At 49.3% G+C, this 17,607-nt stretch carries 15 protein-coding genes; 13 read left to right on the top strand and 2 right to left on the bottom strand.

All coding sequences use genetic code 11. The features are described 5' to 3' along the window. The first annotated feature begins 510 nt into the window (after positions 1-510). The 7 genes from fabL to ACIFQN_RS25375 all read left to right on the top strand — a co-directional run bounded on the left by fabL (position 511) and on the right by ACIFQN_RS25375 (position 7,536). Positions 511-1,266, top strand: a complete 756-nt coding sequence (gene fabL / locus ACIFQN_RS25345) for an enoyl-[acyl-carrier-protein] reductase FabL (RefSeq protein ID WP_103109239.1) — start codon at positions 511-513, stop codon at positions 1,264-1,266. 133 nt (positions 1,267-1,399) lie between these two features. Further along, entirely contained in the window at positions 1,400-1,813 is a 414-nt protein-coding gene (locus ACIFQN_RS25350) for a GNAT family N-acetyltransferase (protein WP_429835809.1), read from the top strand. Between the two features lie 48 nt (positions 1,814-1,861). Next, positions 1,862-2,398 carry a DUF402 domain-containing protein gene (locus tag ACIFQN_RS25355; RefSeq protein ID WP_429835810.1) on the top strand — a complete coding sequence of 179 codons (537 nt, stop codon included), beginning with the start codon at positions 1,862-1,864 and terminating at the stop codon, positions 2,396-2,398. 56 nt (positions 2,399-2,454) lie between these two features. Next, complete coding sequence (locus ACIFQN_RS25360; RefSeq protein ID WP_429835811.1) at positions 2,455-4,230, top strand: ABC transporter ATP-binding protein; 1,776 nt, start codon at positions 2,455-2,457, stop codon at positions 4,228-4,230. 32 nt (positions 4,231-4,262) lie between these two features. Further along, positions 4,263-5,483 carry an MFS transporter gene (locus ACIFQN_RS25365; RefSeq protein ID WP_429835812.1) on the top strand — a complete coding sequence of 407 codons (1,221 nt, stop codon included), beginning with the start codon at positions 4,263-4,265 and terminating at the stop codon, positions 5,481-5,483. Positions 5,484-5,680: 197 nt separating this feature from the next. Further along, entirely contained in the window at positions 5,681-6,901 is a 1,221-nt protein-coding gene (locus ACIFQN_RS25370) for an MFS transporter (protein WP_429835813.1), read from the top strand. An 89-nt stretch (positions 6,902-6,990) separates the two neighbouring features. Continuing rightward, a complete protein-coding gene (locus ACIFQN_RS25375) occupies positions 6,991-7,536 on the top strand; it encodes a flavodoxin family protein (RefSeq protein ID WP_429835814.1) in 546 nt (181 codons plus the stop codon). A gap of 372 nt (positions 7,537-7,908) precedes the next feature. On the opposite strand, the gene ACIFQN_RS25380 is transcribed toward ACIFQN_RS25375, so the two are convergent. Further along, entirely contained in the window at positions 7,909-8,781 is an 873-nt protein-coding gene (locus ACIFQN_RS25380) for an NAD(P)-dependent oxidoreductase (protein WP_429835815.1), read from the bottom strand. 153 nt (positions 8,782-8,934) lie between these two features. Here ACIFQN_RS25380 and ACIFQN_RS25385 point away from each other — a divergent pair, with 153 nt between their 5' ends. The 4 genes from ACIFQN_RS25385 (at position 8,935) to ACIFQN_RS25400 (ending at position 14,201) form a co-directional block, all read left to right on the top strand. Further along, the gene (locus tag ACIFQN_RS25385; RefSeq protein ID WP_429835816.1) at positions 8,935-10,110 is read left to right on the top strand and encodes an LL-diaminopimelate aminotransferase; all 1,176 of its coding nucleotides are present in this window, start codon (positions 8,935-8,937) and stop codon (positions 10,108-10,110) included. Positions 10,111-10,143: 33 nt separating this feature from the next. After that, positions 10,144-11,625 (top strand): aldehyde dehydrogenase family protein, encoded by a 1,482-nt coding sequence (locus tag ACIFQN_RS25390; RefSeq protein WP_429835817.1) that lies wholly within the window; start codon positions 10,144-10,146, stop codon positions 11,623-11,625. A 184-nt stretch (positions 11,626-11,809) separates the two neighbouring features. After that, positions 11,810-12,976 (top strand): NAD(P)/FAD-dependent oxidoreductase, encoded by a 1,167-nt coding sequence (locus tag ACIFQN_RS25395; RefSeq protein ID WP_429835818.1) that lies wholly within the window; start codon positions 11,810-11,812, stop codon positions 12,974-12,976. Between the two features lie 13 nt (positions 12,977-12,989). Beyond that, positions 12,990-14,201, top strand: a complete 1,212-nt coding sequence (locus tag ACIFQN_RS25400) for a branched-chain amino acid ABC transporter substrate-binding protein (RefSeq protein ID WP_429835819.1) — start codon at positions 12,990-12,992, stop codon at positions 14,199-14,201. 50 nt (positions 14,202-14,251) lie between these two features. Here the strand turns inward: ACIFQN_RS25400 and ACIFQN_RS25405 are convergent, their stop codons facing one another. Continuing rightward, positions 14,252-15,448: a CdaR family transcriptional regulator gene (locus ACIFQN_RS25405; RefSeq protein WP_429835820.1), complete on the bottom strand. Its 1,197-nt coding sequence runs from the start codon at positions 15,446-15,448 to the stop codon at positions 14,252-14,254. 282 nt (positions 15,449-15,730) lie between these two features. Between ACIFQN_RS25405 and ACIFQN_RS25410 the strand changes: the two genes are divergently transcribed. Together ACIFQN_RS25410 and ACIFQN_RS25415 are read left to right on the top strand one after the other, a co-directional pair. Beyond that, entirely contained in the window at positions 15,731-16,714 is a 984-nt protein-coding gene (locus tag ACIFQN_RS25410; RefSeq protein ID WP_429835821.1) for an electron transfer flavoprotein subunit alpha/FixB family protein, read from the top strand. Between the two features lie 5 nt (positions 16,715-16,719). Further along, positions 16,720-17,607 carry a hypothetical protein gene (locus tag ACIFQN_RS25415; RefSeq protein WP_429835870.1) on the top strand — a complete coding sequence of 296 codons (888 nt, stop codon included), beginning with the start codon at positions 16,720-16,722 and terminating at the stop codon, positions 17,605-17,607.

Here is a 17,607-nt window from a genome sequence, read left to right on the forward strand (position 1 = left end):
CCGAAAGGGAGCATATCATCGTTGGAGGGCTGCTCATTCTTTTTCTTTGGATCAATCGTAAATCGGGGAGGAAGAGTGATCCCAGCCCCCGCTATCTCCATTAACAGGGCCTCTTGATTCGAGTTCCCTGATTACTTTGACATGTAATGAAGCACCCTCTGTGCTGAGATAGAGAGCAACCTGGGAAAAAATATGGTGATGGTACAAAAGCTCGTTCAGTTCCCAACGATCAAGGGGTACCATGGTTAACTCAGACAGATCGCGTCCTATGTACATTCGTCATCCTCCTCCGTTGTTCTGTAGACACATCTTGCTGCATGAATGACGGCTAGCGTGTCTGTATTTATGTACGATGCTTGTTTAGTATGGCTCGTCATCAGCAGTTCCAATCACTGGTATGAAAATGCATCAGGTAGAAAAAGCCGAAAAGGAGTTGTATAATAAATGAGTGATTTTACATATTAGTACCTGCTGTTAATAGTTGGTGTGAGATTAGGAGGCAATACTTTTATGAATACAAAAAAAGTAGCATTGGTTACCGGGGGAACAAGAGGGATCGGAAAGGCAATTGCCCTTCAATTGGCTGAACAAGGGTATGATCTGGTATTGAATTACCTGCGCAATCGGACAGCGGCAAGAGAAGCAGCAGCCGAATTGGAAGCAAAGGGTGCTCGTGTCCACCTGATTAAAGCAAATGTCGGAGACGTGGCAAAAATCAAAGAACTGTTCGCTGAAATTGACCAGGAATTTGGCCGTTTGGACGTGTTCGTCAACAATGCGGCATCCGGCGTCCTTCGTCCGTTGATGGAACTGGAAGAAAGCCATTGGGATTGGACCATGGAAATTAATAGCAAAGCGTTGTTGTTTTGTGCGCAAGAAGCGGCAAAACTAATGATCAAGGGTGGCAACGGCGGAAAAATTGTCAGCCTCTCCAGCCTCGGCTCTATTCGTGTTCTGGACAACTATACAGCCGTTGGTGTGTCCAAAGCTGCGGTAGAAGCAATCACTCGTTATTTGGCTGTTGAACTGGCTCCTCATAATATTGTTGTCAACGCGGTTTCCGGTGGCGCGGTAGATACAGATGCTCTCAAACACTTCCCGAATCGTGAGGAATTGCTCGGCAGCTCCGCAGAACGCACACCTGCAGGTCGTATTGTAGAGCCGGAAGATCTGGCAAACGCCGTAATGTTTTTACTCTCCGACAAGGCATGGATGGTTCGCGGACAGACGCTGATTGTCGACGGCGGAATTTCTCTTTTGACCTAACATTTTGCATAAAGGATGCTTCCCGGTCCTCTATGCAAAAGCGCGGAGTTGGAGACTTTGACGTGTTACCACACAAGACAAAGTTGTCCAAGTGTTGTACAATAGAGTAAGAAGGCTACGAAGGAGGCAACGTATGCTGATTCGTCCGTTTCGACTCGGTGACTATTCGGCTATCACAAGGATTTGGCAGGAAACGGGTTTGGACCAATCGGAGACGGAGTCGCTGAATGACTTGGCCCAGCAGTTGGCTTGGGACAGCGATCTGGTGATGGTTGCGGAACTGGAAGAGAAGGTCGTAGGTGTTGTCGTAGGTACAATTGATGGAGCGCGCGCCTATTTTTACAGACTGGCTGTCCTTCCAGTGATGCAAGGTAGTGGTATTGGCCGTGAACTCGTTGCAGCTATTGAAAAGCGGTTCAAGCAAAGAGGCGTCAATAACGTCCTGATCATGGTCAACCAGGCTAATCCCGAAGTCCTTCCGTTTTACCTTTCGCTTGGCTATGAAGTACAAAAATATGTTACACTTTCCAAAAAGCTCTCTTCTTAAAGGAGGCTTGTCCCCATTCAGATAGAGAAGAGAAGAAAGGGGAGAGTCATGTCGCCAACTCCGGGCTCCAATATCCGCATTGAAAGTTATAAACATGACCATTCGTTGCACCGCATATGGGATAAATCCACGCTGATTCATACCAGTGATGCGGTGGTGATTGGGGGAAACGATCGGGTCAAGGTGACAGAAGCAGACGGGCGGGAGTGGCGTACGCGTGAACCGGCTATTTGTACATTTGGCCGAGGCCAGTGGTTTAATACCATAGCCATGATTCGCGACGACGGCATTTACTATTATTGCAACCTTGGTTCACCCTTTAGCATGAAGGGGCAGCTTCTTAGTTACATAGACTATGATCTCGACGTAAAAGTATTTCCTGACATGACGTATTCGATTCTCGATGAAGAGGAGTTTCTGTTGCACTCCAGACAGATGAACTACCCTCCGTTTGTCGTGGAAAGGGTACAGACGGCGCTCAGAGAAGTACTGGGTTGGGTGAGTGCACGTCGCGGCCCATTTCAAAGCGGTTTCGTCCAGCGTTGGTACGAGCGTTATCTTTTAGTACGAGATGATGAGGAATAATCCCTTTCCCGTAATTCGGGGGAGGGATTTCCTTGTTTGCAAAGGAGGTATGACTGTTGAGCATACGTCGCTATTTGGCATATGTATGGCCCTATTGGAAGCAGATAGTGGGCACCATTTTTATTGGCATTATTAAATTTTCCATCCCATTGGCCTTGCCGCTTCTCATCAAGTACGTCATTGACGATTTGTTACCTAGTCCCCTTCCACAAGCGGAAAAACTGACGCAGCTATTCTGGCTGATGCTCGGAGCGTTTTTGTTATTTACAGTTGTTCGCGCTCCCGTAGAATACATACGGCAGTACTACGCGCAGTGGGTATCCAGCCGCATTTTGTTTGACATTCGCAATCAACTTTTCTCTCATTTGCAACGCCTCTCGATGCGTTACTACAACAATACCAAAACAGGTGAAGTCATCTCCCGCGTCATAAACGATGTCGAATCCACGAAAAGCTTTGTAGAGACGGGTTTGATGAATCTATGGCTCGATACGATTACGATTGCGCTGACGCTAGGCATCATGTTTTACATGGATGTGGAGCTGACGATTGTGGCGATCATCGTATTTCCGCTGTACAGCATTTCTGTCAAATTCTTTTATAAGCGGTTACGTCAACTGACAAAAGACCGCTCTGCGGCGTTGGCTCATTTGCAGGGACATCTGTACGAACGCGTGAATGGCATGTCCTTGATTCGCAGCTTTGCATTGGAAGAGCATGAGAGCAAGGAGTTTGCCAAGGAAAACAATCATTTCCTCCATAAAGCGCTGGCACATACTCGGTGGAATGCCAGAACGTTCTCCGTGGTCAATACCGTTACAGACATCGCACCGCTATTGGTCATTGCCTATGCCGGATACCAGGTGATTGGCGGGAGCATGAGTGTGGGGACACTGGTCGCTTTCTACGTTTATCTAGATCGTCTGTATACTCCGCTGCGGCGTTTGGTCAATTCCAGCACCGTCCTGACACAAGCGATTGCCTCTATGGACCGGATGTTTGAGTTTATTGATGAGCAGTACGATATTGTCGATAAGCCAAATGCGGGTGCACTGCCGGTTGATCCTGTAACCAACCGGATTCGCGGAAAGATCGAGTTTAAAAATGTTTCGTTCCGCTATCGTGAGGAAGGGTCGCTCGTACTGAAAAACGTGAATCTAACGATCGAGCCGGGAGAGACTGTAGCCCTAGTGGGGATGTCTGGTGGCGGTAAATCGTCACTGATCAGTCTATTGCCGCGGTTTTGGGACGTGACAGAAGGACAAATTACCATTGATGGTATGGACGTCCGGGATATCAAACAGCGGAATCTACGTAACCATATTGGGATGGTTCAACAAGACAACATTTTGTTCAGTGAGTCTGCAAAGGTGAATATTTTAATGGGCAATCCTGATGCAGATGATCATGCCGTCAAAGAAGCAGCGAAAGCAGCGCACGCCCATGATTTTATTAGCGAACTGCCCGACGGCTACGATACGGAGCTGGGAGAACGGGGAGTAAAGCTCTCCGGGGGACAAAAGCAGCGGATCGCCATTGCTCGTGTTTTTTTGCGTGATCCGGGCATTCTGATTTTGGACGAAGCGACATCTGCTCTTGACTTGGAATCAGAACACACGATTCAAGAATCACTGGCGAGACTGACAAAAGGGCGAACTACGATCATCGTTGCTCACCGTTTATCGACGATCACGCATGCGGATAAAATCATTGTTATGAAGGATGGCCAAATTGCCGAGGAAGGTACACATGAAGAACTGCTGGAAAAAAGGGGCGTATACCACGGCCTGTGGAGTGTCCAAGATTTAGGGAGTGTAACCGACGAAGAATAGGGATGATAAAGTGAGGGAACGGGGGGAATCCGATGGAGATATGGCGCCGCAATTTATATGTATTATGTGGGTCTTTGTTCGTCGTGATGCTAGCGATGAGCATGATCATGCCCTTTTTGCCTCTGTACATCCAACAAGATTTCGGAATTAAAGACCCGCATCAGGTAACCGCTTGGGCGGGCATTATTTTCGGAGCCAACTTTTTGACGGCTGGACTAGTGTCCCCGATCTGGGGAAATCTGGCGGACAAGCACGGGCGCAAGATTATGATTTTGCGCTCCGGCTACTTTATGTCGATCACTGTGGCGCTGACCGGGTTTGCCGGAAGCGTATGGCAACTACTGGCGCTGCGGTTAATCAATGGACTCGTCGGAGGGATCATTCCTGCGAGTACAGCCTTGGTCGCATCATCGGTTCCGAAAGAACAAATTGGTTGGGCACAAGGTATGCTCCAGTCGTTCATTACGGCGGGGACGATTATGGGTCCGTTATTCGGTGGGGTTTTGGCGGGACGTATTGGCTTTCGGATGATTTTTGTCATTACGGGCTGCCTGCTGCTCTTAGCTACATTGGTCATTACGTTTACGGTAAAAGAGACATTTGTTCCCCCTGAAAAAAAGGATCGCTCAAGTCTGCGCGAGGATTTTCAAATGATTTTCTCGTCGAAAGAGTTGCCGGCGCTCTTTTTTGTAACCGTGATGATCCAGTTTGCCTTGTTTAGTATCGTTCCTGTCCTCCCGATCTACATAGCGCAGCTGCTTGGCTCTGAGGGAGCAAAGGTAGCGCTGTGGGCAGGGATTGTCCAGGCGGCGATGGGGGTGGCCAACGTTTTTGCATCCCCTCGTCTTGGTCGATTAGGGGACCAGTACGGATCACAAAAGGTACTCTTTGTTGCCTTGCTGATGGCTGCTGTCCTGTTTATTCCGCAAGGGCTGGTGGCAACCGTATGGCAGCTTATTCTGCTCAGATTCCTGCTGGGACTGTCGCTGGGAGGTTTGCTGCCGTCAGTCAATTCTTTGCTGCGGCGCGCGACCCCTACGCATATGGTGAGTCGCGTCTACGGCTACAATAACAGCTTTGTCAGCATCGGCAGTATGCTCGGCCCGATGATCGGCGGTTTCCTCGCGGGTTATGTGAGCATCCAAGGCGTCTTTTTCATGACGAGTGCTTTTTTGTTTATAAATGCGGGCTGGGTGTACTATAGCTTTTTTAGAAATAGAGCTATACAGCATACTGATTCTGGAATAGAATAAGAGAAACTTTGCGAAAACGAGGTGCACCTCCATTGTGATAACTTGTCGGTGGAACTAATTTCATATTCCATCAGGATTAGGAAACCTGGCTACGCCATTTCTTTTGGCAGAGCCGCGGTTGTGCTTATACTGGATAGGAATTTTATAAATTCCTATCTGTACAAGAAAGGTCCTGAACCGACAGGAGGCTTGGCACCGTGTGGAATCGACGTTTTATTTGCCTCTGGGCGGGTCAGACTCTGGCCAATCTGGGGGATGTTTTTTATATTGTCGCGTTTATATCAGTTGTGTACACGGCAACGGGTTCTGTCCTGTTTACGTCTTTCATACCCGTGGTGAACGTGACAGCGATGACTGTGAGCGGACTCCTCGCTCCCTTGATTTTTCAACGCTTGTCTTTACCGAAAATGCTCGTGCTTTCTCAAGGGCTCAAAACCATTCTGCTTGGCGCGGCCTCGGTTGTCGTTGGAATGGGAGATCAGCGTGAAATGGTTTGGCTGCTTTTTGGGTTAGCTTCTTTGATCGCCTTTATGGATGGCTGGGCCAATCCAGCTCGCAATGCCCTCGTACCTCAATTGGTAGCCAGACCAGAATTGATACGGGCAAATGGTCTGTTGGCAACCTCTGATCAAACGGTCCATTTTGCTGGATGGGCGGCAGGAGGCCTTCTTGTTGCTTGGCTGGGAGCGAGCAGCGTATTGGCTGGAACAGTGGGAGCCTATGTAGTAGCCACCGTGGCTATGCTGGGGGTTGCACCTGCTCGGACAAACCAAAAGCCGTCTGAAGAGGAAGAGGTACAAAAGGATTGGCTCACAGGATGGAGGGTTATCCGGGAGGTTGCGTCCTTACGCCTTTTGGTCGCAATGGATATCGTGGTAGGGATGTCAGGTGCAGCCTGGATTGCCGCCATTCTGCTTCCCTTTGTCCATGACGTATTGGGAAAAGGCGAGGAATGGTGGGGGTATATCAATGCCGGCTACATGCTCGGCTCAATCATCGGTGGTACTTTGCTGTTGACTTTCGCTCATCGGATGAGTCGCCATTTGTATTCTGCGATTCTCGTTGGAAGCATAATCGCTTGTGCCATTACCTTTTTCTTTGGCAGCAGTACAAATGCTTTTGCAGCTCTGCTTTTTTCCTTTCTGCTTGGACCCTTTCTGGAATTGTATTTGGTTAGCAAACAGACGGTTCTGCAACAGGCAACAAAAGAAGCGGTATTGCCATATGTGTTGTCGGCTAAAGGAACAATCGACATGTTTGTGTTTGGTGTATCGGCACTCATCATGGGCGGAGTTGCAGAATGGCTGGGCACGCGAGCAGCGTTCTTTCTCTCGGCAGGACTTCTGGGTGTTGCGTTTCTCTTGGCGTGGAGGCTGCATCGGAAGCAGGTTGGCATGGCAAGTGTATCTTCTTCGTAAGTGTAACCCTCTGGCAGTGTGCCAGGGGGTTTTTGCTACAATAAGAGGTGGTAAAAAGAGATGGGAAAACGGAAAAGGAGTGAAGGACTATGAAGATTCTCGTTTTGCACGGAAGCTCAAGAGATGAGGGGAATACAGAACAGTTGACCCATTTGGCATTGCAGGGGATTCCTCACACCAGCATTCGTTTGAGAGAAAAGGAAATTCGTCCGATTCACGATCAAAGACACGACGCAGATGGTTTCACTTCAGTCGCAGACGATTACGATGAAGTGATAGAAGCGGTTTTGGCTCATGATTTCCTGATTTTCTCCACTCCGATTTACTGGTACGGGATGTCCGGCCACATGAAAAACTTTGTGGATCGCTGGTCGCAGAGTCTCCGAGACAAGCGGTATTCCTTCAAAGAGGCAATGGGGCAAAAAAGCGCGTACGTCATTACAACAGGCGGGGATCAGCCTCGTTTGAAAGGACTCCCCCTGATCCAGCAATTCCAGTACATATTTTCCTTTGTGGGAACGACGTATGCGGGTTATATCATCGGAGAGGGCAACAAGCCGGGGGATATTTTGGATGACAAACGAGCGATTGAGGATGCGAAAATTTTCAATGAGTGGCTGAAGTCTCAGCAATAACGTCCTCTGAAGATGATATGTCCACGATAAAAAAGACCGGAATCTTATTTCTGGTCTTTTTTACTATTAGAACCTATAGAGATTAGTTTATGCTCTTTATGCCCATGGCTCCCGCGAATCGACCCAAAAGAAGGCGAGAAAGAAAAGAAAAGAAAAGCCGACCGAGGAAAAAGGAGAAAAAAGCGAAGATCTTTGTGACATCACCGAGGTGGAATGGAAAAAGGGAAACACGTTCTTAAGCGTCCACCTCTGAGAAGCGTCATGAATCGGCTACTTTGGACGCGGTTTCCCTTTTGGAATGGAACCGGACAGTCATGACACCCAGCAAATGTCACAAGAAGCTGGAGCGTTTTCTCCTTTTTCCTCCCACCACTACAGCTTGAGTAAGGCTTCCTCTTTTTGATCCAAATGCCGTAGGATCGCCATCAAATCCAGTTCCCCAAGATCGCCCTCCAAGGCTTCACGGTAGGATGCATCTGCCGTTTCTGCCATAGGTGTGGATACTCCCGCTTGCCTAGCCAGTCGAAGATCCTTTGCCATATGCTTCAAAGCAAAAGCAGCAGGGAAATCATCAGCGAGGATAGAGGCTGCCTTTCCACGAATCAATGGTGTTCCCACAGCGCTTTCAGAAATAATATTCAGCATTTGTTCAGTACTAATTCCGAGAGAGCGGGCAAAGAGCACCGTTTCTGACACGCCCTGCACAGTAATCCCTAAAAGCAGATTAATCGCCAGCTTGGCAGATGCTCCCGACCCGTTTGGCCCCAGATGCAGCGCTACTTTCCCCAGCTTGTCCAAAAGTGGCCTAGCTTCCACGTAATCAGCATGATCGCCGCCCACCATGATGACCAGCTTGCCTTCCTTGGCTGGCCCGACACTACCCGAAACAGGTGCATCGAGAAAGCGCAATCCAGCGTGTTTGGCCCTCTCAGCCAGAAAACGGGATGTATCTGGCGCTATTGTACTCATGTCAATGGCCAGCTTCCCTTTTATGTCAGCCTCAAGCAGTCCATTGGCACCGAGATAAATCGCCTTTACTGCATCATCGTCACTCACCATGGAAAACAAGATATCGCACTCGTCGACCAGCTTTGCCAGTGTAGCCATATGTTTTGCTCCTAGTGCAAGCAGTGGAGCCGCTCTGTCTGGTGTGCGGTTCCAAACATGCAGGTCAAAGCCTGCTGCGAGCAAATTACCTGCCATTGGAATCCCCATGTTCCCGAGTCCAATCCAACCGATTTTCATGATCTAATTCTCTTCTTCCATTCTGTATTTGTGAAAACTGTACTGAATAGTAGCGTATCATAATGATATTTTTGTGTAAAACGAACATGGCTAGAAAATTCCAAAAAATATACAGTAAATACACGGGATGAAAAGAAAGTAGGTGAACAACAGATGCGCTATCGCTCTAATAGGGTCTCGCAGATTCCGCCCTACATGTTCGCGGAGCTAAACAAGAAAAAAGAAGCGATGAAAAAAGCAGGGATAGATGTAATTGATCTGGGGATCGGAGACCCTGACCTGCCGACACCGCCCCACATTGTAGAGAAGCTGATCGAAGAAGCCCGTCGACCGGAAAACGGGAGATATCCCCATTTTCACGGATGTGCAGAGTTTCGTCATGCCGTTGCCGACTTTTACAAGCGACAGTTTCAGGTAGAGCTCGATCCTGAAACAGAAGTTCTGGCATTGATCGGGTCAAAAGAGGGGATTACTCATTTGATCCCTACCTTGATTGATCCAGGGGAGGTAGTCCTGCTTCCTGACCCGTGCTATCCGCCATGCCGGATGGCTACGTATTTGGCTAACGGCGAGTGCTACGATATGCCACTCTTACGGGAAAACAACTTCGAGCCCCAATTTGACATGATCCCTCAGGAAATCTTGAATCGCTCTAGGCTGATGATCCTTAATTACCCGGGCAATCCGACTACTGCTACAGTGGATCATGCATTTTTCCAGCGTGCCGTACAATTCGGAAAAGAGAACGGCATCCCGATTGCGCATGATTCCGCCTACAACATGATCACGTTTGATGGATACAAGGCACCCAGCATTCTTCAAGTACAAGGGGCCAAGGAAGTAGCCGTGGAATTCGGCTCTCTCTCCAAAACGTATAACATGACGGGCTGGAGAATCGGGTATGTGGTGGGCAACAAGGAAATCATTCAATCCTTATCTATTTATAAAAGCAATACGGATACGGGGCAGTTTACCCCGATTCAGAAAGCCGCGGCCTTTGCCCTAAGCAGCGATCAGAGCTGTATCGAAATCCACAACCGGATCTACCAAGAACGGATGACGGCCATGACCCGCGGGCTAAAATCAATCGGTGTGAATGTGGAGCCGCCAAAAGGCAGTTTTTTCATCTGGGCACCCGTGCCAGAAGGCTTTACATCAAATGAATTCGTGACGAGTGTGCTGGAGCAGACGGGAGTCATCCTCACCCCTGGAAGCGCGTTTGGTAAGTCAGGAGAAGGCTACTTCCGCGCCTCTCTTTCCTTGCAGAGTGACAGGCTGTATGAAGCAGTTGAAAGAATCAAGCAAAAGGTACGTATCCCCACAAAATAGAGCATTTAATCATAGAGAAAAGGAGAAATACAAATGAAACGTTATCTGAACTATATCAATGGTGAATGGGTAGAGTCTTCTTCCAAAAAGTATGCTGCAAATACGAATCCTGCTACGGGTGAAGTGCTGGGAGAAGTAGCGCAATCTACGCAGGAGGATGTCGAGCGTGCTGTCCAGGCGGCAAAGGCAGCGCAAAAATCTTGGCGACTTGTACCTGCCCCTGAGCGCGCGGAGGTTCTGTATCGCGTTGCGCAGCTCCTGAAAGAGCGCAAGGAAGAGCTGGCACAGACGATTACCAAAGAGATGGGAAAAGTGATCGAGGAGGCAAGAGGCGAGGTACAGGAAGCCATCGACATGGCGTATTACATGGCAGGAGAAGGACGCCGTCTAGTTGGGGAAACGGTTCCATCCGAGCTTCGCAACAAATTTGCGATGAGTATTCGCGTTCCTGTAGGGATTGCCGGATTTATCACACCTTGGAATTTCCCGATTGCGATTGCATCGTGGAAGTCTTTGCCGGCATTGGTAGCGGGAAATGCCATCGTCTGGAAGCCCGCATCTGAAACGCCGTTTATTGCTGCAGAATTCGTCCGGGTTTATGAAGATGCCGGCCTGCCAAAAGGACTGATCAACCTCGTCTTCGGCTCGGGGAGTGTCGTTGGAAACGCGATTGTGGATCACCCTGAAATTGACCTGATCTCCTTTACTGGCTCCAATGAAGTGGGCAAACAGATCAACGAAAGAGCAGGCGGCTTGTTGAAGCGGACCTCGCTTGAGATGGGTGGAAAAAACGCGGTTACGGTGCTGGAAGATGCGGATCTCGATTTGGCAGTGGACGGGATCATCTGGAGTGCGTATGGAACAAGCGGACAAAGATGTACGGCATGCAGCCGTATCATCGTGCACGAGGCAGTCAAAGAGGAGCTGGAGACCAAGCTGCTGGCGCGTATTGCCCAGCTGCGGGTAGGCGACGGATTGGATGAGTCCATTGATGTGGGGCCCGTCATCAACCGATCATCCCTGGAGAAAATTGCACAGTACGTTCACATCGGAGTGGAAGAAGGGGCAAAGCTACTTGCCGGTGGAGAAATTTTGACAGAGAACGGCTTGGATAAAGGAAACTTCTTTGCCCCAACGCTCTTCACAGACGTAACCGCCGATATGCGCATCGCACAGGAAGAGATTTTTGGCCCAGTTGCTTCAATCATTCCTGTCAAGAGTCTGGAAGAGGCGATCGAAGTGAACAACAGCGTGGCATTTGGTCTGTCCAGTTCCATTTTCACACAGGATATCAACAAGGCGTTTGCCGCCATGCGCGATCTGGATACAGGGATCGTTTACGTCAATGCTGGAACGACTGGAGCGGAGATTCATCTGCCGTTTGGGGGTACCAAAGGAACTGGGAACGGACATCGTGACTCTGGCGTAGCCGCGCTGGACGTCTTTACGGAGTGGAAATCGATCTATGTCGATTACAGCGGCAAGCTTCAACGGGCGCAAATCGACAATAATTAATAGCAAACACAAAAGGCAAAAGGCCGAATCAACAATCGTTGGTTCGGTCTCTTATTAATAGTAGCCAATAACTACCGCAGTTTTAGACTGAATTTTGTGAAAAATGAATATGGTGCGAGTTATTCTAAGCAGTTACATTTAAAAGTAGATTTTCCATTTTGAAACATCGGAAGGTGGAGGTCAATTGAAAATGGAAGCGGATATCATCATCGTCGGCGGGGGTGTCATCGGTTCCAGTATTGCCTATCATCTACAAAAAGACGGGTATGACGGAAAAGTGATCGTGTTTGAGAGAGACAAGGTTTACGAGTATGCCTCGACACCGAGAAGCGCTGGCGGCATTCGCCAACTGTTTACGACTGATATTAATATCCAGCTGAGCCGATTCAGTCTGCAGGCATACAAAGCATTCCCGCAGACGATGGCCGTTGATGGAGAGCCTGCGGAAATCGATTTTAAGCAGCGAGGGTATCTGTTTTTGGCAACCGAAGAAATGCTCCCCCGTCTGGAAATCCACATGAAGATTCAAAATAAGTACGGTGTGCCTTCGCAATTGCTGCAGAAAAATGAATTGCTCGACATCATCCCTGAATTGAATATCAATGATCTGGCTGGAGGTTTGTACTGCGCGGAGGATGGATATCTTGACCCGTATTCCGTCATGCAGGGATATATTCGCTGTGCGAAAAAATTGGGGGCAGAATACATCTATGACGATGTGGATACGATCCTGAGCGAACAGGACGCCATCACGGGTGTCCGCCTGCGGAACGGGCGGGAATATCGTGCCCCGATCGTGGTAAATTGCGCCGGTGCATGGGCTCCTTTATTGAGTGAGCAGATGGGGCTGCCTTTGCCTGTCGTTCCCCTCCCCCGACAGGTATTTCAGTTTGACATCGTGCAGCCCTTGCGAAAATATCTTCCGTTGACCATTGATCCAACGGGAGTGTACTTCCGCCATGAGGGCGAAAAGCTGATTGCCGGTTTTTCGGAAGACAGGGAACCGGGGTATGACTTTACGTGGAAAAGGTCTTATTTTATGGAGGAGCTTTGGCCCATACTTGCCGCGCGCATTCCGAATTTCGAACAGGCGAAAATCGAACGGGGGTGGGCCGGGTTATACGATTTCAATACCCAGGACCATAACGCGATCATCGGCAGGTATCCGGGGATGAAAGGATACTATGTCGCATTTGGATTTAGCGGACATGGTATGCAGCAAGCGCCGGCTGTCGGAGTAGGGCTTTCTGAACTGATCCGTACAGGGAAATACAAATCCATTGATCTCACACCGCTGCGAGTGGAGCGGTTTGCGGAAAACGATCTGATTATGGAAGATGCAGTTGTCTGAGGAGGGAAGGTAGATGAAGAAGATTCCATTGGGTTTGCTTACGATGCTTTTGACAGCGAGCATGACCATCACGGGATGCGGCGGTGGCACAGGTGGCGGGACTTCTACACAGGCAAGCACTTCTTCGGCTACCAGTTCGGCAGGTGGTGGCGAAAAAATATTGATTGCCACGCAAACCCCGCTTTCCGGACCTCAGTCTGCCGTTGGCGATGCAATCAAATCTGGAGCGGAATTAGCGCTGAGCCAACAAAAGGAAGAATTTAAGAAGCTTGGTTTTGATTTGCAGTTGTTCCCGCAAGATGATCAGGCGGACCCCAAGCAAGGGGTAGCGAACGCCGAGTTGCTCGTCTCCAATCCGGATGTACTCGGGGTCGTGGGGCATTACAATACGGGGGTAGCCATCCCGTCGTCGGTCAAGTACGAAGAGGGGCAACTGGTGATGGTCGGTCCGGCCAATACAGGAGTAAAGCTGACGGAAGAAGGGAAGAAGACGGTACACAGGATCTGTGCAAGAGATGATCAGGAAGGACCGGAGGCCGCTAAATATTCCATAAAACAGCTAGGTGTAAAATCAGCTTTTATCATTCACGACAAAACCTCTTACGGCCAAGGGCTGGCTGATCAAGTAAAAGCCCAATATGAAAAAGACGGCGTGAAAGTGCTTGGCTACGAAGGAATTACTCCAGGAGAGAAAGATTTTAGTTCCGTGATTTACAGTGCCGTCTCTATGAACCCGGAGCTCATCTTCTTTGGCGGGTTGTATCCCGAAGGAGGCATTTTGGTTAAACAAGCGCGTGAGAAAAACTACCAAGGGATCATCATGGGGGGAGCAGGACTGGATTCATCGGATTTTGTAAAGATCGCCGGACCTGCTGCTGAAGGAGTTATCTTTTCCTCTGCGGCTGGAGATGTGACCCGGACGGAAGAAGGAAAGAAATGGGCGCAGGAATATGAAAGCAAAATAGGCAAAAAGCCTGAGACTTTCTCCGTCTATGGGTATGATGCCATGGGTGTCGTCCTAAACGGGATCAAAGAAGCAATCAAAGCCAATGGTGGGAAGAAGCCAAGCCGTGAACAAGTATTGGATGCTGTCCACAAAACGACTGATTTCAAGGGCATGTTTACGAAGGTTTCCTTTGATGAAAAAGGGGATAACAAGCTGGCTGATGTGTTCATGTACAAGTTTGAAAACGGAAAGGCGCTTTTCCTGGGAAAAGTAGAATAGGCAACCAGAAGAAGAATCCCCGCTCGAATTAACCGGGGGGATTCTTTTCCTTATGCATGAGTTGTCTCCTCATACTGGCGTATCGCTGTATAAAGCAGCATGCAATGTTCAAAATTGCCGGAGTTCAGAGAGGTCAATTCATTGATTCTCTCCAGTCGGTAAATGATCGTATTTCGGTGAATGAACAGGTTTCGAGATGTCTCGCTCACATTCATGTTGTGCTTGCAGTAACCGAGAAAGGTGGATACCAAAACATCAAAATTGTCCTGATCGATCAGCGGCTGGATCATGGAAGTCAATTTCCTGCGCAGATCTGGGGCCAATTCTTTTGGCAGGAGCTGGAGCGTGATATCCCAATCATCGTAGAGGTAGATTTTCGGCAATGGATTGCCGCGCTTGCCAACCTGCATTGCTTTGGATGCATTCCGGTATGACTCTGCGATCCCGCGAATTCCTAATTTCAAATCCCCTACCGCAATAGAAGCGGAGAACGTATACTTGGATTCCAAGAATTTGTTTAGTTTCTCCAGCTTTTGTTTAAGCTTGTCCAAAAATGCGAGATGCGCCTCATTCGAGCGGAAAGCTTTTATAATAATAAACCGTTCCACGTTCAAGAACGAAACAATGTCGTCCTTCGTTTCGCGGAAGATCAGACTGAGAAAATCGAGTGCTTCGCGCTGGAAATAAGGCAAGGAGAATCGGTCGGAGACATTGGAGCTGCTGTTCAGGGAGCTCATGTCGATGTCGACGTCGATCAAGAGGCACGCACGGCTTATATCCAGATCGTAGCCAAGCGTTTTGGCGTATTGCAAAATATGGTCCGTGTTGGCATCGTTCTCAAAATGGATGATTTGTTGAACAAACACCTCCACCATCTTGGATTCCAGCTCGAGCACTTCTTTGCGAAAGGCTTCCTGGCACATCATTTCCACCTGGTTTTTTACGAGCTGCACATACTTTTCTACCTCTGCAGGATCACCGACAATTCCAAGGACGCCTATGGGCTTGTTGCTAAACATCAGGGGAACGGAAACGCCGGGCAAGATTTTGGGCTCCTCCTGGGCATAGCAGGTCACGAGGCCGTTGTTCTTTAGTACTTCTAGTGACGGCTGATGGAAAATCCCGAGTCGGGTACGGTCTGTTGATCCGATGATGTACCCTTCCTTATCTGTAATGCTGATCGGGTATCCCAAGATTTCGGTTGTCTTTACAGCGATTTCCTGGGCGATATGCTCCAGAATTTTCATCAGGAATCCGTCCTTCCTTTCGAGGGTATGGCGACTCTTATCATTGTAGCTGATTTTTGTACAAATGGACGATGCATTTCTGCTTCGATCGAAGCATTTATGCGTCAGCTTATGCATGCAAGAAACAGATGCATTTCTGTCCATTCTCCCTTTAAAAGTGAAGCACCAATGCATCATAAGATTTGATGGCCCTACATCAGAGGATTGATATCACCATGTCCGTTTGTTGGTATAAAACTTGCAATTCAAAATAGACAAACAAATTCAAAGGTGGTTTGTTTGATGGGCATAAACGAAGTGTGGAGCTGGGTCGAAACAGATAAAGGGAAGATTTTGGATATAGGGCTCAAAATCGCAGCCGAAACGGTTCGATTCAGCAAACAAACCGGCGTGAAGCCTTGTGCCGTTGTCAGTGGGGAGGCAAAAGAAGAGATTGGCCGCTTAAAACGATACGGAATCCGCAAAGTGTACGTGTTGGAGGCGGACGATGGCAGCCATCCGGACGTTGTACCGAGCCTACAGGGGCTTTCGCAATTGCTTGCTGCCATACAGCCGGACCATTTGCTTTTCGCAGCCAATTCTTTGGGGAATGAGTGGGCCGCCCGCTTGTCCATCCGCTTTCAAGCAGGTGTATTGGGGGAGATTGTCGACTACGGGAAATCCAAGGGCAAGCTGCAGCTGCGCAAAAAGGCATACGGCGGGAATGTGCACGCCCTATTTACGCTGGAGGGCGGGGCAATGTCCATTCTGACGATTTCGCTGGATGCTTTGGAGAAGCTGGAACAGCCGGTTGAGGAGCTGGAGATCGTCCCGTTTTCTTGCCGATGCGAACAGCCGCGCATTGTCCTGCAAAAAGTGGAGCCGATTCACTGGAGCGAGCTCTCTCTGCATGAAGCTGATTTCGTCATCGGTGTGGGACGGGGAGTCACCAAGGAAGGCATGAGAACCATTCAAAAGCTCGCTGAAAAGTGGAACTGTCCGATCGGAGGGAGTAAGGTGGCGGATGAGAGTGGGCTCATCACTAGGGAGTTTCGCATCGGAGCCAGCGGAAAAAATATCGCATGCCACATCTACCTGGCGATCGGAATATCCGGTGCGCCTCACCACCTCGCAGGAATAAAAGAAGTCAAGCATCTCGTCGTGATCAATCCCGAGACAAACGCTCCGATTACGGAGAATGCCGAATTGGTGATTGCCATGGACTTCGAGAAAGTGATCCCATTCCTTCTGGAGATGCAGACGGAGACACTGGAGGTGGTTTCTTGAGCATCGTGGCCATTTTGGAAGTGACGGCTGATCCGCTCATCATGCGGTACGACCTGCAAACGGAAGCGTTAGATGGTCAGGCCCAGGTGATCAGCCGATTCGATCTGAGCGTGTTGGATAGAGGAAAGGAACTGGCGAAGGAACACTGCACGGAGCTGACCGTGATCGTGGTAGGTACGGAAATGGATGAGGCCCTGTTTTCCACCCTCTCGCTTGTCGGTGTTAGCCGCGCCGTATTGGCGAGTACCCCGTACCCAGCTTTGGATGCTCCGTTGCAAAGAGTCGCGCAGTTGGCTTCGCTCATCCAGAGGTATTCGCCGCAAATCGTACTTTGCAGCCACATGCAATCCGACGGGTTTCATTCGTTTACAGGAGCCTGGCTGGCGGAATTGCTTCAATACGCCCACATGGGAGGAGTAGAGAAAATCGCATGTGAATCGGACCGCACACAAGTAACGGTGGAAACCGCGTATCAAAAAGGATACAAGGGAACGTTTCTGGTGACGCTGCCGGCGGTTCTCTCTCTGTCCCGGCATGAAACCGTCTCCTACGTCCCGCGGCTGAGCAGAGTCTATCTCAAGAACAGGGAAATCCCATTGGAAAAGGTCGCTTTTTCCACCGAAGAGCACCAAGTCAATGACAGGAGGATCGTGTTTGAAAAGCTGTCCGAGGTCAAACCGAGAACAAAGGCATCGCCAGCACCGGCGAAGGAAGCGCCCCCAGCGAGAGGGCCAACGCGAGGCAATCCTTTGGCGGCCCGAATGAAAATGATGATGGGCGGTTCGCGGACAGAGAAAAAAGAGCAAAATGCAAAAGTAGTAGTGACAGAGTCAGCCCAAAAGGCGGCAGAGCTTTTGCTTGAGAAGCTGGAGGAGTGGAGGAAGGAGAGATAG

Source organism: Brevibacillus sp. NRS-1366 (genome assembly GCF_050467985.1).

Bases quoted from the DNA above. Each gene is read 5' to 3' on its own strand.
- fabL (WP_103109239.1), top strand. From the start codon at position 511: ATGAATACAAAAAAAGTAGCATTGGTTACCGGGGGAACAAGAGGGATC.
- ACIFQN_RS25350 (WP_429835809.1), top strand. From the start codon at position 1,400: ATGCTGATTCGTCCGTTTCGACTCGGTGACTATTCGGCTATCACAAGG.
- ACIFQN_RS25355 (WP_429835810.1), top strand. From the start codon at position 1,862: ATGTCGCCAACTCCGGGCTCCAATATCCGCATTGAAAGTTATAAACAT.
- ACIFQN_RS25365 (WP_429835812.1), top strand. From the start codon at position 4,263: ATGGAGATATGGCGCCGCAATTTATATGTATTATGTGGGTCTTTGTTC.
- ACIFQN_RS25375 (WP_429835814.1), top strand. From the start codon at position 6,991: ATGAAGATTCTCGTTTTGCACGGAAGCTCAAGAGATGAGGGGAATACA.
- ACIFQN_RS25380 (WP_429835815.1), bottom strand. From the start codon at position 8,781: ATGAAAATCGGTTGGATTGGACTCGGGAACATGGGGATTCCAATGGCA.
- ACIFQN_RS25385 (WP_429835816.1), top strand. From the start codon at position 8,935: ATGCGCTATCGCTCTAATAGGGTCTCGCAGATTCCGCCCTACATGTTC.
- ACIFQN_RS25390 (WP_429835817.1), top strand. From the start codon at position 10,144: ATGAAACGTTATCTGAACTATATCAATGGTGAATGGGTAGAGTCTTCT.
- ACIFQN_RS25400 (WP_429835819.1), top strand. From the start codon at position 12,990: ATGAAGAAGATTCCATTGGGTTTGCTTACGATGCTTTTGACAGCGAGC.
- ACIFQN_RS25405 (WP_429835820.1), bottom strand. From the start codon at position 15,448: ATGAAAATTCTGGAGCATATCGCCCAGGAAATCGCTGTAAAGACAACC.
- ACIFQN_RS25410 (WP_429835821.1), top strand. From the start codon at position 15,731: ATGGGCATAAACGAAGTGTGGAGCTGGGTCGAAACAGATAAAGGGAAG.